Raw genomic sequence first — 24,176 nt, forward strand, 5'->3', positions numbered from 1 at the left:
TCCCACACCGATCTTTGTGTCGGAGGGTCGTGATGGACTGTTTTCATGATCGAGATCGATGCCACGCACACCCCGTATGAGGTCACTGACCTCGATGCGGGATGCCTGCTTGCGGTGATCTCCGAGAGCCACGAATCCTCGTTGGTGCTGGCTCGGCGGCAGCTGCGGTTGGCCCACCAGTGGTGTGTCGTGAACCCGGTCATCGACGGCGGCGCGGCGGCTTCGTGGTCCGACGACCCCGCGTTGGCGTCGTTGGAGTTGGACGATGTGCTGGGCGGCGCCGGTACGCCGGCGGTTGCGGCGTTCGCAGCGGAAGAGTTCGCGGTCGCCGCCAACCTCACCCGCCAGGGCGCGATGAGCCTGCTTGCGGACACCCTCGATCTGCACCACCGGCTCCCGCGGCTCTGGGCCAAGGTCGAACTCCTGGAAGTCCCAGGCTGGAAGGCGCGCCGGGTTGCGGAGCTGACCAGGAAACTCTCCGCTGAAGCCGCGGCCTGGTTCGATACCCAGCTTGGTGTTGGTGAGCGCTATGGCTGGCCGACCATCGAACGCACGCTGGCGATGGCGGTCACCAAGTTCCACCCCGAGTTGATCCGCGACAAGACCGGGCCCCTCTCCAAGGCCGACTGGGACGTCACGCTCACCCACAAGCACGGCCCGGAAGGCACCGCCTCGGGCACCTCCACGTTGGACGTGGTGGGCGATTCGCTCGACCTGGCCCGGTTCCACGACCTGGTCTGCGAAGAAGCCGAAAAGCTACGCCGCGCTGGAGATGTGGACACGCTGGGTCAGCGGAAGGCGAAGGCACTCGGGTCCATCGCCGAGGCGCAGGACACCCTCGACTTCGAAGGTCTCGACAAGCTCGACCACCGGGATTCCGGGGATCGAGCTTGTCGAGATCACTCCCGCGACTACGACCGGGGGTCTCGACAAGCTCGACCACCGCGGCGCGGGTTGCGGGTCTTCGTGCACACCACGCTCACCGATCTCTTCGGCACCGACGACCTCGCGATCGCCGACGCAGACAAGCTCGGTCCGGTGCTCGTCGAACAGCTCACCGACTGGCTCCAACGCCACGGCTCCATCGCCACGATCACCCCGGTCATCGACCTGAACCGCACCGGCTTCGTGGACCGGCACGACCCACCGGCCTGGATGGCCGACCAGGTCCGTCAACGCGATCCGCACTGCGTCTTCCCGCACTGCACCCGCAGCTCAGCCGACGCCGACCTCGACCACATCACCGCCTACGACGAGACGGGGCCGCCGGGCCAAACCCGGCCAGAGAACCTGGCGCCGCTATGCAGACGCCACCACCTGGCCAAGACCCACGGCCGCTGGCGTTACCAACGCACCAAAGACGGCAACTACCTCTGGACCGACCACCGCGGACGAGCCTGGCTGGTCACCGCCGTCGGCACCGTCCTCCTCGACTAGCGCTACCCCAAGAAGCCCGCAACCTCCGGAACCACACGGTCACCGAAGGCAGCGGCGCGCCATCGTGGTGCCCGCTCGCCAGGGCGCACTCCCAGCTGCCGCTAGCCACGTCCCAGTCGCGCCTTCGCTACACGCGCGCCTCGGCCGCGCTGCCCGCCCGCTCCACGTGCCCGCCGCGGTCTAGTCCGCCGCCGTCCCACCGCTGCGGAACTTATCGTGCAGATGACAACTTTCGCGTTCAGCCTCGGCAACGGCCACCCGCGGTCCGCGGTTGGTTCCTACCGTGCTGCCAAGGACGTCGAACGTGAAGGGGACGAGGGATGAACCAGCAGCAGAGCAAGGTTCCGGCATGGCTGAAGACGCGCACGTCGGTGGGCGTGATCTGCGGGCTCCTCGGGTTGATGATCGGTGTCAGCGGAAGCACCGACGACGGCAACGACGACAAGGACGCTGACCGGATCTCGGCGCTCAGCGACCAGCTCGAAACGCTGCAACACAGCTCCGACGAGATGCAGGCCGCAGCCGCCACCAGTGTCGACCAAGAGACAGCCGACGCAGCCGTCGCGGACGCCGTCGAGGAGGCGGTCGCCGCGGCCGAGAGCGACGCGGCGAAGGCCCAGCGTCAAGCTGTGAAGGCAGCAACCGCCAAGGTGCGGGCCCAGGAGCGGAAGAGGGCCGACCGGCGGGTCGCCGAGGTACGGGCACTCGCGGCGGTCCCGAAGCAGGCCACACCGCAGCAAAGCACGCCGAAGCCCCCGCCCGCGGCGAGCACCGACCCGCGGTTCGGCACCTGCGGCGAGGCCAACGCCGCCGGCTACGGGCCGTACCGCCGTGGCGTCGACGCCGAATACTCCTGGTACATCGACCGGGACGGCGACGGCGTCGTCTGCGAATCCTGACTCAGGCCGTGTGGGCCAGCATCCCTTGCGAGGTCTGCTGGGCGGCCTGGACGACGTGACCGAAGAAGCGTTCCACGTTCTCCAGGCCCACACCCGCGATGCCGATGGTGGCCATCGAACCGTCCGGCATCGGCACCGCGGCCGCGACCACCCCGATGTTCATGTGACTTCGGCTCGCCGGTGCGAACGCCATGAACCGACGGCGACGCACCCGGTGCAGCGTGCCGTGCAACGACGGATGCTCCCACAGCGGCGACCGGCCGCTACGCCCGTCGATCAGCGTGTCCACCTGCTCGGGGCTGAGCGTCGAGAGCAGCGAGAGCCCACAGATCGAATGGTCGGCAGGGAGCTTCTTGCCGATGTGGGACGGCACCGTCTCCGCGAACGGGCCACCGATCTTGTCCAAGTACCGCACCGTCGGACCATCGAGAACCGCCAAGTGGGCAACGGCTCCGGTGCCGATGTGCAACTTGCTCAACGGCGTCGACGCCGCGTTGCGGAGCGCATCGTGGGCGGTAGTGGCACCGGTGCCGAGCGTCAGGCTGCGGACGCCGAGCCGGTAGCCGGGCGCGGCGTGGATCAACCACCCCAAGGAGACCAGCTGGTTGAGCATCCGAAACGCCGTTGATCGCGGAAGCTCGGTGATCCGGATGACGTCTTCCAGAAGCACCGTCTCGGGTCCGGAAGCGAAGACATCCAAGATCTGAGTCAACCGTTCGGCGACGCCGGGACGTTGCGCGGGTGCCTTGTCGGAGACGAGGGGGAACGATCCATCAACGTCGTTCAAGATTGACCTCCTGCCACATTCTGCCGCCGCAGACTAACACCGATTCGGGTGACCCAGACCACTGTGCTGGTTGGGCTCCCAGAGAGCCACTCGGCACTCCCATCAGATGAACCCAGCCCTTTGCCGCTGGTGAGGCGCAGTTGCTTCGATCACCTCAACGTCGTGTCGTCTAAGGCGGGAGGTCATCGAAGACGATGTTGAAATTCATGGTGAAGCGGTCCCTGATGGCCGTACCGATCCTGCTGATCGTCAGCACGATCACCTTCGGCCTGGTGCTCGCGATCCCGGGCGACCCCGCCTCGCGGATCGCCGGCGACCACGCCACCCCGGACCGGATCGAAGCGATCCGCGCCCAGCTCGGGTTGGACCAGTCGCTGATGACCCAGTACGGAGCCTGGTTCTCCGACGTCGTCCGCGGCGACCTCGGCAACTCGCTGATCACCCAGGTGCCGGTCACCGAGATGATCACCAGCCGGATCGAGATCACGCTGTCGTTGGCGATCCTGGCTCTGCTCTTCGGCGCGGTGATCGGTATCCCACTCGGTGTCGCGGCGGCTCGGCGTCCCGGTGGCGTGGTGGACCGGGCGCTCCAGGTGGTCGCCGCGATCGGGATCGCGATGCCGACCTACTGGCTGGCGTTGCTTGCGCTCTATGTCTTGTCCCTGAAGCTCAACTGGCTTCCCATCGGACAGTACGTGCCGATCGCCGAGGACCCGTGGGGCTGGTTCCAGCACCTGTTGATGCCGGCCGCCGTGCTAGGCGCAGCCCTCGCCGCCGAGTTGATGCGTCAGGTGCGCAGCGCGATGATCGAGGTCGCCGCGAAGCCGTACGTGACCACTGCCTGGGCGGTCGGCAACAACCGACGCCTGGTGACCTGGAAGTACATGGCGAAGAACGCGGCGATGCCGGTCGTCACCGTGCTCGGCATGCAGTTCACCCGGGTCCTCGGCGGTGCGGTCGTGCTGGAGGAGATCTTCTCGCTGCCCGGCCTCGGCAGCCTCGTGGTCGACGCGGTCCGTGACCAGGACCTGCCGGTGATCCAGGGAGTGGTGTTGGTCTCCGCGGTGATCGCGGTCCTGGTCAACCTCCTGGTCGACCTGTCCTATGGGTTCCTCAATCCGAAGGTGAGCAAGGCATGAGCGCCCCCAACGACCTGCGCCCAGAACGCTCCCGGACACCGCGGGTGGTGCGCCAGTTCGTCGCCGATCCGACGGCGATGGTCGCCTTCGGTTTCCTGATCCTCCTCATCCTGGTGGCCCTGCTGACGCCGTGGATCGCTCCGCATTCGCCGGACACCCAGCACCTCGATCGGGCGCTGGACGGTCCGAACGGCACGCATTGGCTCGGTGCCGACCAGTTGGGCCGGGACGTGCTGAGCCGCTTGATGTACGCAGCCCGGCTCTCGCTGATGGCAGCGACCGTCGCGGTCGGGATCGCGGTCGTGATCGGCGTACCGATCGGGGTGGCCGGTGGCTACTTCGGTGGCTGGGTCGACCGGATCGTGGTGTTGATCGCGGACTCGCTGATGGGATTCCCGTACCTGATCCTGGCGATCGGCGTGGTCGGCGTCCTCGGCCCCAGCCTGGTCAACGCGATGATCGCGATCGGCGTGGTCTACGTCCCGCGCCTGATCCGGGTGGCGCGCAGTGCCGTCCTCGCGGTCCGTGGCGACACCTACCTCGAAGCATCCCGCAGCATCGGCGCGACGTCGGCCTCGATCATCGTGCGGCACGTGGTGCCCAACGTGATGCCACCGGTCGTTGTGCAGATCTCGCTGATGTGCGGCTTCGCGATGTTGGCCGAGGCCAGCCTGAGCTTCCTCGGTCTTGGCGCGCAACCGCCGGCCGCAAGCTGGGGATCGATGCTCAGCTCCTCGGTTCGCTACATGGATCGTCAACCCCTGTTGATGATCTGGCCCGGTCTGGCGCTGGTGCTCACCGTGCTGGCGATCAACCTGGTGGGCGACGGACTGCGTGACGCCTTCGCTCGCCGTGACAAGAGGAGCGGTTCGTGACCACCTCCGCAGCGACGTCGACACTCGCCGTCGAGAACCTGATGATCGGTCTCGACCGGGCCAAGGGCGACCAACCGCGCCGCCTCGTCGAAGGGGTCAGCTTCACCGTGGAACGCGGTCGCACCCTGGGTCTGGTCGGGGAGTCGGGATCCGGCAAAAGCCTTACCTGTATGGCGATCCCCGGCCTCCTGCCGCGCGGCGTCCAACGGTTGGGCGGCTCGATCACGGTGGACGGCGTGGAGCTCGGCGGCCTCGCCTCCGACGAGTTGGAACGGGTCCGCGGGACCGAGATCGGTGTGGTCTTCCAAGAGCCGATGTCGAGCCTGAATCCCGCCTTCACCATCGGCGACCAGATCGCGGCAAGGCTCCGTCGCCACGAAGGTCTCTCCAAGAAGGAGGCCCGGCTCCGGGTCGTGGATGCCTTGGGCGCCGTCGGGATCCCACGTCCCGACCTACGAGCCGACGCGTACCCGTTCGAGCTCTCCGGCGGGATGAGCCAGCGCGCGATGATCGCGATGGCGATCGTCGGCCGGCCCAAGGTTCTGCTTGCCGACGAACCGACGACGGCGCTCGACGTCACCGTGCAGGCCCAGATCCTGACCCTTCTCAAGAAGCTCCAAGAGGAGCTCGAGATGGCGATCATCTTCGTCAGCCACGACCTCGGCGTGGTCAAGGAGATGGCCGACGACATCGCGGTCATGTACGCCGGCCAGATGGTCGACCACGGACCGGCCGACCGGGTCCTGGCCAAGCCCGCGCACCCTTACACGGAGGGCTTGCTGTTGGCCAGCAGGCCGCGCGGTGCCGGCGGCGACGGCCTCTTCGTGATCCCCGGCGCGCCGCCCTCGGACCCGGGCGCGGTCGCCGGATGCCGGTTCGCCCCGCGCTGCCGGTATGCCGCCGAGGAGTGCACGGCCCAGACCGCGCTACGCCCCGTTGCCGCCGCTGGTCAGAGCCGGTGCACGCGGTTGGTCGACCTCGATCTGCAAGGAGTGAACTCTCATGTCTGATCCGCAGAATCCCAGAGCCGCTGCACTGTTGGAGGTCGAGGACCTGCACGTCACCTTCGGTCGGAAGCACAAGACCTACGCCGTGAACGGGGTCAGCTTCACCGTGAACGCGGGTGAGACCCTCGCGCTGGTGGGGGAGTCGGGCTCCGGGAAGTCGACCACGGCCCGCGCCGCCCTGCACCTGGAGACTCCTGACCGCGGGCGGGTCCGGCTGATGGGCCGCGATCTGGCCGAGGTGCGTACCCGGGAGCTCCGGTCGATGCGGCGCCACGCCCAGATGGTCTTCCAGGACCCCTACTCCTCGCTCGACCCGTCGATGACGATCATGCGGATCGTCGAGGAGCCGCTGCGGGTGCATACCGCGATGAGTCGTGACGAACGGCGCGAACGTGTGGTCGAGGTGCTGGGCCTGTGCGGCGTCCCCGCTGCCCACCTGCACCGGTTCCCCGGTGAGTTCAGTGGCGGCCAGCGGCAGCGGATCGCGATCGCCCGAGCGATCGCGACCAACCCCGAACTGGTCGTCGCCGATGAAGCGGTGAGCGCTCTCGACGTCTCGATCCGTAACCAGATCCTCAACCTCTTCGAGGATCTGCAACGCAAGCTAGGCATCGCCTATCTGTTCATCACCCACGACCTCGGCGTCGTCGAGCAGGTGGCGCACCGGGTGGCGATCATGTACCTGGGCCGGATCGTGGAGCTCGGGCCGACCGCCGAGGTCTTCGCCGAGCCACGGCACCCCTACACCCGGGCCCTGTTGGATGCGCGCCCCGACCTCACCCGCGATGTCGGCGGAGTGCGACAGACGATCCAGGGCGATCCGCCCGACCCCACCGACCTGGTGCAGGGCTGCGCTTTCGCCGGACGTTGCCCCTACGCGGTCGACCTGTGCCGTGAGGTGACGCCGGCCTCGATCGAGATCGACGGCCGCGAGTCGGCCTGTCACCTGGACGGCCGGCTGGTCGCCGAGGTGCCCGGAGCCGAACCGAGCGGGGCCGAACCGAGCGGGGCCGGTCGATGAAGCCAGACACCACACGCCCGAGGACCGAAGCCTGGCGCGACGTCGTCGAGCAACGGCACAGTTGCCGTGCCTTCACCGACGAGGTCCTCGACGACGCGCTGCTGACCGAGCTCTTCGCCCTCGCCCAGCGGACGCCGTCGTGGTGCAACGCCCAACCCTGGCAGGTGGATCTGGTCACCGGTCCGGCTCGGCACCGGCTCGCCGCAGCGTTGGAGATCGCCTACGACTGCAGGCCTCCACAGTGGGACATCGAGCCGCCGGTCGAGTACCTGGGCGCGCATCAGGTCCGACGTCAGGCGGCGGGCGCGGGCCTCTACCGGGCGACCGGGGTGAACCGCTATGACATGGCGGGCCGGGTCGCTCAGATGCGCCGCAACTTCGAGTTCTTCGGGGCCCCGCAGGTCGCGGTGATCTCGGTGGGGAGCGCGCTGGGGGAGTACGCCCTGGTCGACGCCGGCGGCTTCATGGCCTCGGTGCTGTGGAGTGCCGAGTTCCTCGGCGTGGCGGCGATCGCGCAGGCAGCGCCGGCGCGCCACTCCGACCTGATCCGCGGCGCCCTGGGCATCGGTGACGACCACCTGGTGATCGGCTGCATCGCGCTGGGCCGCGCCGACCCCGACCACCAGGCCAACCAGTTCCGCACCGGCCGCGCAGCGCCGGACGAGGTGCTCCGGATGCACCGGACCTGAATCACCCGACTGCACGGACGTGCCGCGCAGTCAGCTCTCGGGAACACCAATGAACGGCGGGTCGCGACCCAGCCGGGCGCGAGCCTGCGCCCATCCGGCGACCGCACGAGTAGAAAGAAGATCCACGTGAAGCAGATCAACCGCCGCATCTCCGCAGCCAAGGCACTGGGCGCGATGGTCCTGGCCGGTTCGCTGGCGCTCAGCGCCTGCGCCAGCAGCGACACCGAAGGTGGTGGCGCCAAGGGCGACAGCACCTTGGTGTTCGGCAACTGGGGTGGCGTGATCGCCTCCTTCGACCCGCACAAGGACGGCCGTACCGACTCCAACCTGGTCCTCTTCCCGGTCTACGACCGGCTGATCCACCAGGACCCGGACGGCACGCTGATCCCCGGCTTGGCGACCGAATGGGAGTTCACCGACGACACCACCTTCACCATGAAGGTCCGTGAAGGTGTCACGTTCCAGGACGGCACTCCGCTCGACGCCGAGGCGGTGAAGGCGAACATCGAGCGCGCCAAGTCGATCGACGGCGGGAAGGGCCCGCACTCGGGGACCCTCGCGCCGGTCGAGTCGGTGGAGGCGAAGGACGGCCTGACGGTGGTCTTCCACCTGTCCCGGCCGGCCTCGGCGCTGCCGATCCTGCTCAGCGAGCAGCCCGGCGCGATGATCTCGCCGAAGGCGTTCGACACCGACCTCAACCAGCACCCGGTGGGCGCCGGTGCCTACACGCTGACCTCCTACACGCCGGGCAGCGAAGCGGTCTTCACCGCCTACGACGGCTACTGGGACAAGGAATCGGTCGGCCCGAAGACGATCAAGGTACTGATGCAGGCCGACCAGGAACGGCGGATCGACGCCTTCCAGACCGGCCAACTGGACGCCACCTTCGGCCACACCGCTGCGCTCGCCAAGGCGGACCGCCTCGGCCTGAAGATCGAGCCGCAGGTCGCGCCGGGCTACTTCCACCTGCTGCTCAACCGGTCCCGCAAGCCGTTCGACAACGTCCAGGTGCGCCAGGCGATGAGCTACGCGATCAACCGTCAGGGCCTGATCGACACGCTCTTGGAGGGCAAGGCCGAGGAGAACCAGCAGCCGTTCCGGCAGACCTCGGAGGAGTTCAACGACGACCTGGGCACCGCGGTCTACGCCTACGACCCGGCCAAGGCACGCGAACTGCTCGCTGAGGCCGGCTTCGGCAAGGGCCTCTCCTTCACCTGCGTCGTCTCCGGCGGCGGTGGCGGCTTCGTCAGTCAGTTCGCAGAGCTGATCCAGGACAATTTCAAGGAGGTCGGCATCGACATGAAGATCAAGCTCGTCGACGTCCCGAGCAACGAGATGCTGGCCGAGAAGTCCGCCGACTGCGGCGTGATGCCCTACGGCACCCTCTCTTCGGAGGTCGCCGCGACCCAGCTCTTCTCCGAGAACGGCTACCAGAACCCGGGTGGCACCTCGACGCCGGAGCTGGAAGCCCTGGTGGCCAAGGTGAACACGCCGCTCGAGGGCGCCGAGCGTGAGGCTGCCTACGACGAGCTCACCGAGTACGTGATGGACGAGGCCCTCTTCATCAACCTCTTCTACCACCAGTGGTCGGTGCTCTCCTCCGACCGGGTGAAGGGCCTGAAGTGGTACAACGGCGGTCAGTACACCGAGTTCCGTGGGGTCGAGATCAAGTGACGACTCCCCCCTTCGTTCGGGCGGAGACCCTGCCCGAGGCACTCTTCCGACATCTCGACCGAGGCGGAGAACTCCGCTTCGAACTGGACCGCGAGCAGTACTCGATCGCCGAGCTGGCGCTGGCAGCACGTCGTCTGGCGACCCGGATCGCAAGATCGGTTCCCGAGCAGGGGCGGGTCGGGGTGATGGCCCGCAACGGCCATACCGCGTTGATCTCCTGGTGGGCCTGCACCCTGGCCGGTCGGGTGCTGGTGCCCTTCAACACCGGCGTCCGCGGCGCGATCCTCGACCACCAGATCGCCGACGCCGACCTCTCCCTCGTGATCGTCGAGGCCGAGTTCTGTCCGGCGATCGACGACGCCCTGCGGGCGACCGGGCTGCGGGTGCCCGCCCTGATCGACGGCGACGGCGTGCTGCCAGCGACGAGCACCGAGCCGTTCACGAAGTCCTACGTCGAGCTGGAACCGCTGCCGTTGGTGGCGCCGGACCCGTTCGCGATCAGCCATCTGGTCTACACCTCGGGGACCACCGGTCCGTCCAAGGCGTGTGTGGTCAGCCATGCCTACCTGGGCAATCTCGGCAAGCACATGCGCGAGAACCTGGAACGGGAGCGCGGCGAGAAGCTGTGGACGGCGAACCCGCTGTTCCACCTGGCGGCGATCGGACATGTGATCGGTTCGCTACAGCTCGACGCCGAGATCGCCGTCGCACGCCGTTTCTCGGTGACCCGGTTCTGGGAGGACGTGGTCAGTTCCGGGGCGCGGGTCGCCGCGCTGATGGGTTCGATGCTGGCCTTGGTGCTCAAGGCGGACGAGAACGAGTGGACGGCTCGCGGTCACGGCCAGTTGCGCGCCGTCAGCGGGGCGCCGGTCAGCGCCGAACTGTCGGCCGCCTGGTCCGAGAAGTTCGGCGTACCGCGGGTGGGTTCGGCCGCCTACGGGATGACCGAGGCGTCGCTGATCGCCAGCTCGCCGGCGGGTGGGGTCCGACCCGGTTCGGCCGGTCGCCCCAACGACGACTTCGAGGTCGCGATCGTCGACGAGAACGGCTACCGGCTCCCGGACGGCGCCAGCGGTGAGGTCGTCTGCCGGCCCAAGGTGCCGGGGATCATGTTCGACGGCTACTGGGGCCAACCCGAACGCACCCTGGAGACCTACCGCGGACTCTGGTTCCACACCGGCGACCTCGGCCGGCTCGACGATGGCTATCTCTACTTCGTCGACCGCAAGAAGGACTGCATGCGGCGTGGCGGCGAGAACATCTCCAGCGCTGAGATCGAGGCGGTCGCCCTGCAACACGGCGACGTGCTCGAGGTGGCGGTCCACGCCGTCCCCTCCCCGCTCGGCGAGGACGACGTCAAGGTGACCTGCGTGCTCCGCGATGGCGCCGCCGTCAGCGAGTTGGAGCTCTTCGAATGGCTGCTGCCCAAGGTGCCGCGGTTCGCGGCGCCCAGCCACGTGGAGTTCCGCAGCCAGCTCCCACGCAACGCCGTGGGCCGGGTGCTCAAGCACCAGTTGCGGGACGAGGGTGTGACGGTCGCGACCGTCGAGACGAACTGGAGGGCACGGGTATGAGCGAGCAGACGGGGCAGCCCGAGAGTCCGCTCGCCGGCCTGCGGGTGGTGGAGTTCGCCGGGATGGGGCCGGCACCGTTCGCGGCGATGCTGCTCTCCGACATGGGCGCCGACGTGATCCGGATCGACTCGCCGCTGCAGAGCGAGGATCTGCGCTGGCGGGCCGAGCGGAACCCGATCAACCGGGGGCGGCGCGCGGTGGTTCTGGACCTCAAGGAGGCCGAGGGACGTGCGGCGGCCGAGGAGCTGATCGCCAGCGCCGACGTCGTCCTGGAGGGCTTCCGCCCCGGCGTGATGGAGCGCCTGGGTCTTGACCCCGACCGGTTGGTGCAGGAGTACCCGCGGGTGGTGATCGGCCGGATGAGCGGGTGGGGTCAGGACGGCCCGGAACATGCCGCGGCCTGCCATGACATCAACATCCTGGCGATCTCGGGTCTGCTCGACACCATCGGGACCGCGCACTCGGGTCCGGTCGCACCGCCGATGTACCTGGCGGACTTCGCCGGAGGCGGACTGGTCTTCACCTACGGGGTGCTCTGCGCGCTGATGGAGCGGGAACGGTCGGGACGCGGTCAGATCGTGGATGCGTCGATGGCCGAGGGGACCTCCCTGCTCTCGCTGGTGGTCCGGGGTCTGATGACGCGGGGCGACTGGGCGGGACCGCGCGGCACCAACGAGCTCGACACCGGTGCGCCCTACTACCGCACCTACGAGACGGCCGACGGTCGACACCTCGCGGTGGGGGCGATCGAACCGCAGTTCTACACCGCGTTGGTGACGACGTTGGGCTTGGCGGAGGCCGAGCTTCCGGACCGGGCGGTGAAGGAGAACTGGCCGCAGCTGCGGGCACTCTTCGGCGAGCGGTTCGCGGCCCGCGACCTCGCCGAGTGGACGACGCTCTTCACCGGGGTGGACGCCTGTGTCGCGCCGGTGTTGCGGATGGGCGAGGTGACCGAACACCCGCAGTTCGTGGCTCGCGAGGCGTTCGTAAACGTCGACGGGATCGTCCAGCCGGCACCGACCCCTCGGCTGTCGCGGACGCCGGGGCGGGTGCAACGCGGGATGCCCGCCCACGGTGAGCACACCGAGGAGATCCTGGGCGCACGGGTCTGACCGGGTGACGCGGCCGAGGTGGGCAGCAGCTCCCCTCGGCCGCCACCTACGTGACCTGACTCACCCGAACGCTCGGAATACTCAAGGAGCCGACGCCGGTTGAGCCAGACGTGTGGAGTGAGGTGTCGACCCAGGGCGAGCTGCTGACGCGGCGACTCGTCGTCGACCTCGCACGCACCCAGAGTTCCCGCTGTCCTCGATGACTTCCGCCCGCTGAGCCACCCGGCCGCGGGCCCTTCTGCGTCATCGACTCTGCCGTGCCCGCCTGCGCACGGCGCGAAAGGCAATCTCCTTGAGTACCTCCACTGCTGCGCCCTCCAAGCGCCGCCTCCGGCTTCCTTCCTTCGGCATCCAGGTGCTGATCGGCCTTGTCCTGGGCGTGATCCTGGGCCTGGTGGCCCGCGAGATGGGTCCCGACAGCGTCAACGCCGACGGCGTGATCGACCCGAACTGGTTGACCGAGACCCTCACCACCGTGGGCAGCACCTTCGTCACCCTGCTGCGGGCGATCGTCCCGCCGCTGGTCTTCCTGGCGATCGTGGCGTCGATCGCCAACCTGCGAGAGGTCACCGGCGCCGCCCGGTTGGCCTGGAAGACCCTGCTCTGGTTCGCGATCACCGCGCTGATCGCGGTGGGGATCGGCATCGTCCTCGGTCTGGTGCTGCAGCCGGGCGAGAACGCCGGCGTCTCCGCTGACGCCGCCGCCGCACCGGGCAGCACCGGTTCCTGGCTCGACTTCCTGACCGGGTTGGTCCCGGCCAACGTGCTGGGTATCGGCGCCAACGCCGCTGCCGACGGCAGCATCGGCATCTCCTTCAACGTCCTGCAGATCCTGGTCGTGGCGATCGCGATCGGTATCGCGGCGCTCAAGGTGGGGGAGCCGGCCGAGCCGTTCCTGGCGATCGTCCGTTCGGCGCTCGCGATCGTGCAGAAGGTGCTGTGGTGGGTCATCCTGCTCGCCCCGATCGCCACCGTCGGCCTGCTGGGTAAGGCTGTTGCCACCTACGGGTGGGACGCACTGGGTTCGCTGAGCACCTACGCGGTGGCCATCTACGCCGGTCTCGCTCTGGTCCTGCTGGTCGTCTACCCGGCGCTGCTGCGCCTCAACGGCCTGTCGATCAAGCAGTTCTTCACCGGCGCCTGGCCGGCGATCTCGCTGGCCTTCGTCTCCCGTTCGTCGGTGGGTACCATGCCGGTGACCCAGTCGGTCACCGAGCGGAACCTCGGTGTGCCGAGCTCGTACGCCTCGTTCGCGGTGCCGCTCGGTGCGACCACCAAGATGGACGGTTGCGCCTCGATCTACCCGGCGATCTCGGCGATCTTCGTGGCCCAGTTCTTCGGCCTGGACCTCTCGATCACCGACTACCTGCTGATCGCCTTCGTCTCGGTGATCGGTTCGGCCGCCACCGCCGGTGTCACCGGTGCCACGGTGATGCTGACCCTGACCCTCTCCACCCTGGGGCTCCCCTTGGAGGGCGTGGGTCTGCTGCTGGCGATCGACCCGATCCTGGACATGGGCCGGACCGCGGTCAACGTGGCGGGCCAGGCTCTGGTGCCGACCATCGTGGCCAAGCGGGAGGGCATCCTGGACGCGGCGACCTACAACGCGACCCGCACCGGAGACGCCTGGCGCGAGGACGAGCCGGTCGCCGTCGCGGCCTGATCGAGCGTCCGCCCTACGCAGGCAACGACGCCCCGAGCACCTGGTGGTGCTCGGGGCGTCGTGCGTTCTGCGGGCTTCGCGGAGGTGGGTAGCCCTAGGAGATCTTGGTCAGGGTGACCCGCTGTCCGACTTTCTTGTCACCTGGATGTGCCCCGATAGGGCAGACTCGAAGTCGATGCAGCCTGAAGAGAACCGCTTCGAAAGCGATCCGGACGAGCTACTGACCGACGACACCGCGTTGCCGGTGGGCTGGACCGTGGAGCCACCAGATCCCGACGATCCAGCCCAGGTGGAGCGGCTCACGGCGCTCTGGCGTGGCCATCAGGTGACCGGGCGCGGTTGGGCGAGCGCCACCGCCGGCGACGTCCGGATCGAGATCGGTCGCCGTGGACAGCGGGTCCGCGAGAATGTGGTGATCCGCGATGAGGCCGGCCGGATCGTCGCCTGGGGCATGGTGCATGACCGCTCGATCGCCCGCATGGTCTTCCGGCCGGTGATCGACCGTGACGCCGACGCCCGTCTTGCCCGGACCTGTTCGGCGGTGCTCGTCGCCTGGGCACAGGCTCAGGCGGTGGAGGTCGGCACAGCCAGGGGCCTGAAGTCGCAGCAGATCGACACTGAGGCGTTCGCCGATGACGAGCTGTTCCAGCGACTGTTGGCACGCAACGGCTTCACCTGGGTACGGACATGGTGGCAGATGAGCCGCCCGGTCACCGCCGACGAGGCGGAGCTGGTCCCCGACCCCGCGGACTGGTCTGCCAACGGCGTCCGTTTCCGACTGCTCGGCCGGGACGACTCCGGGGTACCGGACCCGGTCGACGTGCACCGGGTGCACGACGTCTTGGAGGAGGCGTTCGCCGACCACTTCAACTCCACCGAGGAGACCTTCGACGAGTTCGTCTTCCGGCTCCGCGAAGACCCGGGCCACCGCTGGGACCACTGGTGGCTGGCCGAACTCGACGACGGCACCCCCGCCGGTGCGCTCGTCGGCAGCCGGTTGCCGGGCGACCCGCCCGGCTCCTATGTCGAGTACATCGGGGTACTGGCGAACGCCCGCGGCCGTGGGGTGGCGAAGGGACTACTCCATACCGTGATCGCCGACGCGGCACGCCGCGGTCGTGACCGGGTCGGTCTGGAGGTCGACGCCGACTCGCCGACCGGTGCCGACGGTCTCTACACCTCGATGGGCTGGCAGACCCGCTACTGCACCGAGTCCTGGCATCAGGAGATCGCGATCGCCCCGCAGTAGCCCTCAACCAAGCAGTAGCCCTCAAACGAATGTGGCGGCTGGTTCCCAATAGTCGGGAGCCAGCCGCCACGTTGTTCTTCAGGGGCCGATCAGCGCTTGACCTTGCGGCCCTTGCTGGTCGCGGTGGTGGTCAGGTACTTCGTCTTCTTGACCGTGATCTGAACCTTGATGACCTTGCCGCGGTCCTTCTTGGAGATGTTGTAGCTGGACTTCTTCGCGCCCTTGATGACCTTGCCGTTGCGCAGCCACTGGAACCGGATCGTCACTGGGCGAGGACCCCAACCTCCGACCTTGGCCGTCAACCGCTTGCCCGCGCGTGGCGTGCCGACGAGCTTGACGGTGCCCTTCTTCAGCGCCTTCTTGGCGACCGCTCCGGGGGAGGTCTTGACGTAGCTGCCCCACCAGCCCGGCCGGCTGACGGTGACGCGGACATGAAGCTTCTTGCCCAGATCCGCCGCTTGGACGCGATAGCTGCGCTTGGTCGCACCCGCAATCGAACTGGTGCCGCGCAGCCACTGGTAGCGCACAGTCGCTGCGGGGTCCGCCGTCACCGAGGCGGGCGCGGTCAAGACCCGGCCGACAGCCGGCTCGCCGCTCGCAACGATCGCCGTCGGCAACGGCAGAGCCGGTCGGGTGCCAGCTACCTGGACCTGTACCCGGGCGAAGGAGTCGCTGCCATCTACGTAGTTACCCTGGCCGTCCTTCTTGTAGATCTTGAGCCGGGCGTCGATCCGGGTCCCGGCGTGCGCGGCGGTAACAGGGAAACTGGACGTCGCGGCGTCGTACGTGGTGAATGCGGGCTGCGGCACGCCATCGACGAACCAGCTCAGTTCGCTATAGGTCGCACCCGGCTTGCCGAAACTCGCGGTCAAGGTGCTTCCTGCAGCGGCGGTACCGGTGACCTGTAGTGGTGAGCTCGGCTGGACGTGCTGGGTGCCGACCATCGAGACAGGCGTCGTCAGTTGGGCCGGCTTGTAGCCAGTGCGGCTGGCGGTGGCCCTGGCGTAGACCCACTTGCCGGACTGGGCTGCGGTGGGGGTGAAGGTGGCTCCGGTGGCTCCCGGAATCGGAGTCGTCGGAGTGCCGGAGCTCTGCTCGTACCACTGGTAGCTGAAAGTGGCGTTGGTCGGACGCCAGCCCTCCTGGCCCACGATGGTGAGCGGCTTGCCCACCTCGTAGGAGCCGATGATGAACGGGTCTACCGGAGCCATCCCGAGTCCCTGCCGAGGCAGCTTCATGGTGAATGTCTTCGACGGGGTCGATGGGCTCGACGTCCAGGTCTGGGCCGACTCCATCGAGGTGGCGTTGGGCCAGCAGGTGTCGCGGTGGCGCACCTCCGGCTGCCAGAAGCCGGTGGTCGTGGAGGCCGGACCGTAGTAGTCGTCGTTGAAGCAGACCCGATACTGGCCGCCAACCGGGACCGTCCACGTGAAGCGGCCGTTGCCGTCGGTGAGTTTCGGCCCGAATTGCAGCGTGCTCCAAGAGTTGCCTTCGCGGATGTAGATCTCCCAACCGACGTGGGGGAGAGGCTTTCCGGCCGCGTCGAGCGCGACTCCGGTGATCGATCCCGTGGCGGCTTGCGCGGGGGCGATGGCCAGGCCGGTCAGGCCCAGGCCGACGGCCGTGGTCAGCGCGACGAGGGCGCGGGTGAGTCTGGTCTGCATGGGGCTCCTTCGCCGGAAAACGTGCGGGGCCGAGGGTACAGATCTGTCGGCTCCGTTACGGGTCTACCCGGACGGTTGCAGGTTCAAACAGATGTCGTCCGCCGTCCATCGTCCGCCGCTGTCGGGGTGCCCAAGAATCGGCGTTAGGATCGGGGACGATGAACGGCGACGATTACTGCGAGTTGTGCGACCTTCGACTGAGCGAGTGCCACCACGGTCGGCCCGCTCCGACACCGCCCCCGCCGGCTCCTGCCGCGGTGCGGGCGCCCCGGCAGACCGCGGCCACCCGCCGGGTTCCCGGCACCAAGGCGGCGCCCGCGGCGCCTGCTGCGCAGCGCCGGTGGACCAGCTCCGCGGACCTGGAGCTGGTGGTGATCGCGATCCTGGAAGAGGCTGGCGGCGAGCTCAGCAACGGTGACGTCCTCGAGCAGATCGAGGAACGCCTCACCGACCACTTCCGTCCGGGCGATCAGGACAAGACCCCGACCGGCGAGCTGCGTTGGCAGCTCGCCGCCCGGAAGGCCCGCCAGAGCTTGATCGGCCAGGGCGTGATGGTGAAGAGCTCGCCCGGCCTCTGGACCCTGGCCTGAGCCTCCTCAGAAGTGGGCGCCGCCGTCCACCCGCACTTCGGTGCCGGTGACGAAGTAGGCGTCCTTGCTGGCCAACATCGCCACCACGGCAGCGACGGCGTCCGGGGTGGCGAAGCTGCCGTCGCCCAGCGCGGGGCTCATCTTGGCGAAGAGCCGGTAGTCGGCGTCCTCGGGGAGGCCGGGCCCGGCGTTCGCCTCACTGGTCGTCTCGCCGGTGGTCATCCCGGTCGCGATGCCGCCCGGCTGCACGCTGTTGAAGCGGATGCCAGCTCCGCCGAACTCGGCAGCGAGGGCGTGCGTCATCGACTGGATGCCGCCCTTGCTGGCGGCATAGGCGGCCATGTACGGGTGGGCGAACTGTGCCGAGGTCGAGCTGAAGTTCACGACGGCGGGACCGTCGCCCTCGCGCAGCGCGCCGATCGACTCGCGGATCACCACGAAGGTGCCGACCAGGTTGACCCGGAGAACTCGCTCGAAATCGGCGACCGAGGTGGTCACGGTGTGCGACGAGCGGAGGATCCCGGCCGCGTTGACCACCGCGTCCAGCCCGCCCAAGGCTGCCTGGGCCCGGGCGACGCCGTCGATCACCGACTGCTCGTCGGCCACGTCCATGGTCACGGGCGTGATCCGCTCGGCGAGCGGGCCGGCCTTGGCGAGCGTGTCGGCCAGGCCTGTCGCGGAGATGTCGGCGGCGGCTACCCACGCGCCCTCCGCGAGGACGCGCAGCGTGGTGGCCTGGCCGATGCCCGATCCAGCACCCGTGATCAGGACTCGTCGGTCGGTGTAGCGGTTCATCTCATCCTCCCAGTTTTGGCGTTTCATGCCAGTGTGGCACATCGTGCCATCTCCTGCGGCAGTAGATTGCCGGTCATGGACAGTGCCGGACTCGTCGCCCGCCGCAGAAACGCGACCCGCCTGGAGATCGCGCGGGCGGCCGCGGAGCTCTTCTCCCGCAAAGGTGTCGCCGGGACCGGGGCGGAGGAGATCGCGCAGGTCGCCGGCGTCTCGCTGCGGACCTTCTACCGCCATGTCCGGGTGAAGCAGGACGCCGTGATCCCGCTGCTCGAGGTCGGTGCCGAGGATTGGCAGGCCCGCCTCAGTCAGATCGCCCCCGGCGCCGACCTGCGCCCGGCGATCACCGACGTCGTCGCGCAGGCACTCGCGGTGATCGAAGGCCCGGGGCCCGGCCAAGAGCTCACCCGTGGCCTGATCCTGACCATGCTCGAGGACGACGACCTGCGCCGGGTCTGGGACAAGGTCAATGGTGACTCGGCGCGCGATCTCGAGCCGATCCTCGCCGTCCACCTCGACGGCAGGGATCCGTTGGCGGCGCCCCTGCTCGCCGAGGCGGCCACCGCGGCGATCCGGATCACCCTGGAACGCTGGGCGGCGGACGGAGCCCCCGCGGGCGCACGACTGAGCGAGTTGGCCACCGAGACTTTCGAGCGGCTCAGTCGCTGGATATCCTAGCGCCGTCCTCGCCCTCCGGCCGACCGGGGTTTCCGCGGCGAACCGCCCCGAAACGCAGGTGGTAGAGGGGCCGGGGTGTAAGATGGCGCCATCGGCCGGGCCTGGTCTGCGTGTGGGCAGCCCCCCGCCGTCCGGTCATCGCGATCGCCAGCCGTTGCAGTGGCTTCCTTTTCGCAATGCCCGGCCCAAGTTCCGTCCTAGGGGTTCTCAAGCCCCGTCGGCTCGCACATACCTGACGTGGGAGCCTCGAGGAGAATCGATTTGGCATCACGACGTCAGGGCCGTTCGGGAAACCAGAACGGTCAGCGCGGGCAACGTCGTCCCCGTGACAACGAGGGCATCATCCCGGTTCTGGCCAAAGCAGTCCGCGAGGTCGAGCACGACGTTCAACGTCGACAGATCTCGACCGGAACGCACGCCAAGTTCCAGGTGATCGCCCTCTTGGCGCGCGACGAGCGCCAGCGGGTCAAAGCCGCGACGCTGACCGACGCGCAGCGCGACAGCCAACTCAAGCGGCTCGACGGGATCGCCACGATCCTGGCCCAGACGGCGGCGCGTGAGCCGCAGTTCTTCCACCTGCTCGCCGACGAGGCCGAGATCTCCGACTCGGCGAAGCGGCTGATGCGGGAGATGCAGATCGCCGGCGGCATGCAGCCCGCTCCGGAGCCGGAGCCCGCCGCGGAGGACCCGGAGGCCGTGGCCCGCCACGAACGCCAGGTGACCCCGCCCAGCGTCATTGCCGCACAGTTGTCGCATCCGTTCCAGAAGCCCGAGTACCTGCCGCCGGTGGAGATGCCCACCGAACGTCGGCTGATCGGCTGGGAGCTGATCGAGCCGCTGCTCAACTCCTTCGAGCAGGCGAAGCCGGGGGCGAAGTCCTCGATGGCGCTGCCGGAGCCGATCAAGACCGTCACCAACACCGGCCGCGAGCTGATGCTCCACCAGGCCGAGGTGATCACCGCTGCGGCGCAGGGGCATCGCACGTTCCTGCTCGCCGACGAGCCCGGTCTGGGTAAGACCGCGCAGGCGTTGCTCGCCGCCGAAGCGGCCGGCGCCTACCCGCTGCTCTGTGTCGTCCCGAACGTCGTCAAGACCAACTGGGCCCGCGAGGCGCAGGCCTGGACCCCCACCCGCAAAGTGACCGTGATCAACGGTGACGGCGCCGCGATGGACGGGTTCGCCGACATCGTGGTGATCAACTACGAGGTGCTGGACCGACACGTCGGTTGGATGGGCAAGCACGGTTTCCGCGGCATGGTGGTCGACGAGGCGCACTTCATCAAGAACCGGAAGTCGCAGCGCTCGCGCAACGTCCTCGACCTGGCTGAACGGATCCGTCGCCGGGCGGGCAACCCGCTGCTGATGGCGCTGACCGGTACCCCGCTGATCAACGACATCGACGACTTCCGGGCGATCTGGGAGTACCTCGGCTGGATCGACGTGAAGACGCCGAACCGCGAGCTGATGGCGGCCCTGGAACGGACCGGCCTCACCCCGATCGACCACGCCTTCTACCCCGCCGCACGTTCCGCGGTGGTGGAGATGGGCATCGTGCGCCGTCGCAAGGTCGACGTCGCCGCCGACATCCCGGCCCGCCGGGTGGCCGACCTGCCGGTCGAGCTGGAAGGGGCGCTCGGTCGCTCCATCCGCGACGCCGAGCGCGAGCTGGCGACCCGCCTCATGCAGCGCTACGACGCCGCGCTCTCCACCCGTGCCGCCAAGCACGAGGAGGAGTTCGACCCCCGCGTCATCGACCTCGATCTGGTCCGCCGGGTGGCGAGCTGGGAGGTGTCGGACGCGAACGACTCGACGGGTGGCCAGAACGTCTTCTCGATGGTCCGCCGGATCGGCCAGGCCAAGGTCACGATGGCTGCCGACTATGCGGCCCAGCTGGCGCACAGCGCCGGCAAGGTGGTCTTCTTCGCCAAGCACATCGACGTCATGGACGCGGCGCAGGAGTACTTCACCCAGCGCGGTCTGCGCTACGCGACGGTCCGCGGCGACCAGTCCGCGACGGCGCGCCAGAACCAGATCGACGCGTTCGTCAACGACCCCGAGGTCGCGATCATCGTCTGCTCGCTGACCGCTGCCGGCGTCGGCCTGAACCTGCAGGTCTCCTCCAACGTGGTGTTGGCGGAGCTCTCCTGGACCAACGCCGAGCAGACCCAGGCGATCGACCGGGTGCACCGGATCGGTCAGACCGAGCCGGTCACTGCCTGGCGGTTGATCGCCGCGCAGACCATCGACGCCCGGATCGCTCAGCTGATCGACTCCAAGGCCTCGTTGGCCGCTCGCGCTCTGGACGGCTCCGACGAGGAGATCGTCGACTCCGCCGACATCCAGGTCGAGGCGCTGGCCGGGCTGCTCGCGGATGCGCTCGCCGAGCGGGCCGCGACGCTCGCGAAGGTCTGATCTGCGAGCGCCGCAGAGGTGCTCAGCCGGTGGTGAAGCGGAGGCTCTGCAGCTTCCGCATCTGCTCGGCCAGGTCATCGACCGGGCCGGCCACCTCAATGGTGGGGGCGATGGCGTTGATCGGCAGTGCCGCCACCGGTGCCGCGGGTACGCCCCACTCGGTCAACCAGGCGGAGAGCTGCGCCGAGCTGCTGGCGAAGACGATCCGGCCCAGGCCGACCCACGCGTGCGCTGCCGAGCACATCGGGCAGTGCTCGCCCGAGGTGTAGACGGTGGCGACGGCGCGCTCGGTGGGGGAGAGGTTCTCCGCCGCCCAACGAGCGATCGCGAACTCCGGGTGCTGGGTGGCGTCGCCGCCGCTGACCCGGTTGTGGTCCTCGAACAGCACCTCGCCGGCCTCGTTGACCAGCAGCGAACCGAACGGCTCGTCGCCGAGGTCGATCGCCTGCTGGGCGAGCTCCACGCAGCGGATAAGGAACTCACGGTCGGTGGGGGTCACTTCGGTGCTCATATCGCCAGGGTAGACGAGACGGATCCACTGGCAGTTCGGGCCCGCACCGGGTGCGGAGGTGCCCCTGGACGGCGAACTGCCAGCGGATCATCAGCTCAGTTGAGTGGGTCCACCTCTTCGTAGTCGCCGACCGTGGCGGCCAGTCGGGACAGGTGGTCGTCGGCCATGCCGTGCTGCTGTTCAAGTGAGGTCAACGTCGCGGTGTGCGCACCGATCGCGTACTCGGCCGTCATCCCGATCCCGCCGTGCAACTGGATCGCGGACTGGCCGACCATCCGCCCGGCACGGGAGACCTGAAGCCCGGCCCGGGTCGCGGCCCTGCTCAGCCCCTCAGGCTGCTCGGCGAGCACCATCGTCGCCCAGGCCACCATGCTCCTGGCCAGCTCCAGTGCGACGTACATGTCCGCAGCGCGGAAGGTCAGCGCCTGGAAGTTGTTGAGCGTGACGCCGAACTGCTTGCGGCTGGTCAGGTAGCCGGCGGTCAGGCCGAGCGCCGCCTCCATCACACCGACCGCCTGGTTCCCGGCGATCACCCGGGCCCGGTCGGCCGCCGCCTCGATCGCGACGGTGGCGTCGCCGGAGCCGAGACGGGTGGCGCTCGCGCCGCGGAACTCGATCCGGGCCGCCTTGCTGCCGTCGAGGACCGCGAACCCGGCACGGCTCACGCCGTCGGCGCCGCCGTCGACCAGGAAGAGTCCGGTACCGCCGTCGAGGGCGGCCGAGACCACCAGCAGATCGGCGCTGTCGCCATACGGAACAGGCTCCTTGACGCCGTCCAACCGCCACGCATCGCCGTCAGCGGTGGCGTGCACGGCGGTGGCGCTCGCCGTCCAGCGGGTGCCGGCCTCGGTGTGCGCGAAGGCCGGGACCGAGGTGCCTTCGCTGAGTGCGCCGAGGTGCTCGGCGCGCTGTTCGGGGGTGCCGAGCTCGGCGATCAGGCCGCCGGCCAGGACCACGGCCGGGATGAACGGTTCGGGTGCCAGCACCCGGCCGATCTCCTCGGCGACCAGCGCCACCTCGATCGGTCCGGCGCCGGTGCCGCCGTCGGTCTCGGCGAAGGGGAGGCCGAGGATGCCCATCTCGGCGAGCTGGCCCCAGAGCCTTGCGTCGTAGCCGAGGTCGGTGGACACCGTACGGCGTCGGTTCTCGTAGTCGCTGTAGTTCTTGGTCAGGAGGCCGCGGACCGCCTCGCGCAGCGCGTTCTGTTCGTCGTCGTGTGTGAAGTCCATCGATTCGCCTCTCAGAGTCCGAGGATCGTGCGGGCGATGATCTGGCGCTGGATCTCGTTCGATCCGCCGTAGATCGACGCCTTGCGCAGGTTGAGGTAGACCGGGGTGGAGACCCGCGCCCAGTCCGGGTGCTCGGAGAGCTCGCCGGCGAACGAGGAGAGCCCGGCCGGGCCGGCGAGGTCGACGGCCAGCTCGCTGACGGCCTGTTGCAGCTCGGTGCCGCGCAGCTTCAAGACCGACGACGCCGGATGCGGCTTGCCGTCGGCTGAGTTGGCCGCGACCCGGACGGCGGTCAGTTCCAGCGCGAGCAGGTCGTTCTCCAGCTCGGCGAACCGGGCGGCGACCAACGGGTTGTCGAGTTGGCCGACCTCCCGCGCCCACTCCTTGGCGGCGCCGAGAACCCGCTTGGAGGCGCCCACCGGAGCCACGCCGACCCGCTCGTTGCCGAGCAGGAACTTCGCGTAGTCCCACCCCTTGTTGAGCTCGCCGACCAGGTTCTCGGCCGGGACCCGGACGTCGGTGAACCAGACCTCGTTGACCTCGTGGCCGCCGTCGATCAGCTCGATCGGCCGCACTTCGAGCCCCGGCGTGGTCATGTCGATCAGCAGGAAGGAGATGCCGGCCTGCTTGCGGGCCTCGGGGTCGGTCCGGACCAGGCAGAAGATCCAGTCGCCGTGCTGGCCGAGCGTGGTCCAGGTCTTCTGGCCGTTGACGACGAAGTGGTCGCCGTCGCGGACCGCGGTGGTGCGCAGCGAGGCGAGGTCGGAGCCGGCGTCCGGCTCGGAGAAGCCCTGGGACCACCAGATGTCCAGGTTCGCGGTGGCGGGCAGGAACCGTTCCTTGATCTCCTGGGAGCCGAACGCAGCGATCACCGGACCCACCATCGAGGCGTTGAACGCCAGCGGTGCGGGAACGTTCGCGCGTTGCATCTCCTCGTGCCACAGGTGGCGCTGGAGCTCGGTCCAGTTGCGGCCACCCCACTCGACGGGCCAATGCGGGACCGCATAGCCGTGGGCGTTGAGGATCCGTTGGCTGGTGACGAACTGTTCCTTGGTCAACTCACGCCGGGCCGCGACGGTGTCGCGGATCTCCTCGGGGATCTGTGTGGTGAAGAAGGTGCGCAGCTCCTGGCGGAACTGCGCATCGGCGTCTGACAACTGCAGTCGCATGGGCC

At 68.7% G+C, this 24,176-nt stretch carries 21 protein-coding genes; 15 read left to right on the forward strand and 6 right to left on the reverse strand.

What is annotated here, in order from left to right; all coding sequences use genetic code 11:
• Window positions 1-45 precede the first annotated feature (45 nt).
• Together ACLM5J_RS13075 and ACLM5J_RS13080 are read left to right on the forward strand one after the other, a co-directional pair.
• The gene (locus tag ACLM5J_RS13075; protein WP_413656858.1) at window positions 46-1,437 is read left to right on the forward strand and encodes an HNH endonuclease signature motif containing protein; all 1,392 of its coding nucleotides are present in this window, start codon (window positions 46-48) and stop codon (window positions 1,435-1,437) included.
• A gap of 320 nt (window positions 1,438-1,757) precedes the next feature.
• Window positions 1,758-2,336: an excalibur calcium-binding domain-containing protein gene (locus ACLM5J_RS13080; RefSeq protein ID WP_413656859.1), complete on the forward strand. Its 579-nt coding sequence runs from the start codon at window positions 1,758-1,760 to the stop codon at window positions 2,334-2,336.
• 1 nt (window position 2,337) lies between these two features.
• On the opposite strand, the gene ACLM5J_RS13085 is transcribed toward ACLM5J_RS13080, so the two are convergent.
• Window positions 2,338-3,123, reverse strand: coding sequence for an IclR family transcriptional regulator (locus ACLM5J_RS13085; protein ID WP_413656860.1), 786 nt, complete (start codon window positions 3,121-3,123; stop codon window positions 2,338-2,340).
• A 206-nt stretch (window positions 3,124-3,329) separates the two neighbouring features.
• Between ACLM5J_RS13085 and ACLM5J_RS13090 the strand changes: the two genes are divergently transcribed.
• From ACLM5J_RS13090 to ACLM5J_RS13135, 10 genes are all read left to right on the forward strand, one after another.
• Window positions 3,330-4,262, forward strand: a complete 933-nt coding sequence (locus ACLM5J_RS13090; RefSeq protein ID WP_413656861.1) for an ABC transporter permease — start codon at window positions 3,330-3,332, stop codon at window positions 4,260-4,262.
• A complete protein-coding gene (locus tag ACLM5J_RS13095; protein ID WP_413656862.1) occupies window positions 4,259-5,137 on the forward strand; it encodes an ABC transporter permease in 879 nt (292 codons plus the stop codon). Before ACLM5J_RS13090 ends, ACLM5J_RS13095 begins: the two co-directional genes overlap by 4 nt.
• Window positions 5,134-6,147 (forward strand): ABC transporter ATP-binding protein, encoded by a 1,014-nt coding sequence (locus ACLM5J_RS13100; protein WP_413656863.1) that lies wholly within the window; start codon window positions 5,134-5,136, stop codon window positions 6,145-6,147. Before ACLM5J_RS13095 ends, ACLM5J_RS13100 begins: the two co-directional genes overlap by 4 nt.
• Window positions 6,140-7,165 (forward strand): ABC transporter ATP-binding protein, encoded by a 1,026-nt coding sequence (locus tag ACLM5J_RS13105; protein ID WP_413656864.1) that lies wholly within the window; start codon window positions 6,140-6,142, stop codon window positions 7,163-7,165. The genes ACLM5J_RS13100 and ACLM5J_RS13105 overlap by 8 nt, the downstream gene beginning before the upstream one ends.
• Complete coding sequence (locus ACLM5J_RS13110) at window positions 7,162-7,854, forward strand: nitroreductase family protein (RefSeq protein WP_413656865.1); 693 nt, start codon at window positions 7,162-7,164, stop codon at window positions 7,852-7,854. Before ACLM5J_RS13105 ends, ACLM5J_RS13110 begins: the two co-directional genes overlap by 4 nt.
• A gap of 126 nt (window positions 7,855-7,980) precedes the next feature.
• Window positions 7,981-9,528, forward strand: coding sequence for an ABC transporter substrate-binding protein (locus ACLM5J_RS13115; protein WP_413656866.1), 1,548 nt, complete (start codon window positions 7,981-7,983; stop codon window positions 9,526-9,528).
• The gene (locus tag ACLM5J_RS13120) at window positions 9,525-11,102 is read left to right on the forward strand and encodes an AMP-binding protein (protein ID WP_413656867.1); all 1,578 of its coding nucleotides are present in this window, start codon (window positions 9,525-9,527) and stop codon (window positions 11,100-11,102) included. Before ACLM5J_RS13115 ends, ACLM5J_RS13120 begins: the two co-directional genes overlap by 4 nt.
• Window positions 11,099-12,214 carry a CaiB/BaiF CoA transferase family protein gene (locus ACLM5J_RS13125; protein ID WP_413656868.1) on the forward strand — a complete coding sequence of 372 codons (1,116 nt, stop codon included), beginning with the start codon at window positions 11,099-11,101 and terminating at the stop codon, window positions 12,212-12,214. Before ACLM5J_RS13120 ends, ACLM5J_RS13125 begins: the two co-directional genes overlap by 4 nt.
• A gap of 292 nt (window positions 12,215-12,506) precedes the next feature.
• Window positions 12,507-13,877 (forward strand): dicarboxylate/amino acid:cation symporter, encoded by a 1,371-nt coding sequence (locus ACLM5J_RS13130; RefSeq protein ID WP_413656869.1) that lies wholly within the window; start codon window positions 12,507-12,509, stop codon window positions 13,875-13,877.
• 175 nt (window positions 13,878-14,052) lie between these two features.
• Window positions 14,053-15,126, forward strand: a complete 1,074-nt coding sequence (locus ACLM5J_RS13135) for a GNAT family N-acetyltransferase (RefSeq protein WP_413656870.1) — start codon at window positions 14,053-14,055, stop codon at window positions 15,124-15,126.
• Between the two features lie 89 nt (window positions 15,127-15,215).
• Here ACLM5J_RS13135 and ACLM5J_RS13140 read toward each other — a convergent pair whose 3' ends face one another.
• A complete protein-coding gene (locus tag ACLM5J_RS13140) occupies window positions 15,216-16,790 on the reverse strand; it encodes a hypothetical protein (protein WP_413656871.1) in 1,575 nt (524 codons plus the stop codon).
• Window positions 16,791-16,948: 158 nt separating this feature from the next.
• On the opposite strand from ACLM5J_RS13140, the gene ACLM5J_RS13145 reads away from it, so the two are divergent.
• Window positions 16,949-17,380 (forward strand): hypothetical protein, encoded by a 432-nt coding sequence (locus tag ACLM5J_RS13145; protein ID WP_413656872.1) that lies wholly within the window; start codon window positions 16,949-16,951, stop codon window positions 17,378-17,380.
• Between the two features lie 6 nt (window positions 17,381-17,386).
• Here ACLM5J_RS13145 and ACLM5J_RS13150 read toward each other — a convergent pair whose 3' ends face one another.
• Window positions 17,387-18,175: an SDR family NAD(P)-dependent oxidoreductase gene (locus tag ACLM5J_RS13150; RefSeq protein WP_413656873.1), complete on the reverse strand. Its 789-nt coding sequence runs from the start codon at window positions 18,173-18,175 to the stop codon at window positions 17,387-17,389.
• Window positions 18,176-18,250: 75 nt separating this feature from the next.
• Here ACLM5J_RS13150 and ACLM5J_RS13155 point away from each other — a divergent pair, with 75 nt between their 5' ends.
• Both ACLM5J_RS13155 and ACLM5J_RS13160 read left to right on the forward strand, forming a co-directional pair.
• Window positions 18,251-18,850: a TetR/AcrR family transcriptional regulator gene (locus ACLM5J_RS13155; RefSeq protein ID WP_413656874.1), complete on the forward strand. Its 600-nt coding sequence runs from the start codon at window positions 18,251-18,253 to the stop codon at window positions 18,848-18,850.
• 261 nt (window positions 18,851-19,111) lie between these two features.
• Complete coding sequence (locus ACLM5J_RS13160) at window positions 19,112-21,262, forward strand: DEAD/DEAH box helicase (RefSeq protein ID WP_413656875.1); 2,151 nt, start codon at window positions 19,112-19,114, stop codon at window positions 21,260-21,262.
• Between the two features lie 22 nt (window positions 21,263-21,284).
• On the opposite strand, the gene ACLM5J_RS13165 is transcribed toward ACLM5J_RS13160, so the two are convergent.
• The 3 genes from ACLM5J_RS13165 to ACLM5J_RS13175 all read right to left on the reverse strand — a co-directional run bounded on the left by ACLM5J_RS13165 (window position 21,285) and on the right by ACLM5J_RS13175 (window position 24,171).
• A complete protein-coding gene (locus ACLM5J_RS13165; RefSeq protein ID WP_413656876.1) occupies window positions 21,285-21,773 on the reverse strand; it encodes a nucleoside deaminase in 489 nt (162 codons plus the stop codon).
• A 95-nt stretch (window positions 21,774-21,868) separates the two neighbouring features.
• A complete protein-coding gene (locus ACLM5J_RS13170; protein WP_413656877.1) occupies window positions 21,869-23,002 on the reverse strand; it encodes an acyl-CoA dehydrogenase family protein in 1,134 nt (377 codons plus the stop codon).
• Window positions 23,003-23,013: 11 nt separating this feature from the next.
• Window positions 23,014-24,171, reverse strand: coding sequence for an acyl-CoA dehydrogenase family protein (locus ACLM5J_RS13175; RefSeq protein ID WP_413656878.1), 1,158 nt, complete (start codon window positions 24,169-24,171; stop codon window positions 23,014-23,016).
• Between the last annotated feature and the right edge of the window lie 5 nt (window positions 24,172-24,176).

This window comes from Nocardioides sp. Bht2 (genome assembly GCF_047308515.1).
In the GTDB taxonomy this organism is placed as follows: Bacteria; Actinomycetota; Actinomycetes; order Propionibacteriales; family Nocardioidaceae; genus Nocardioides.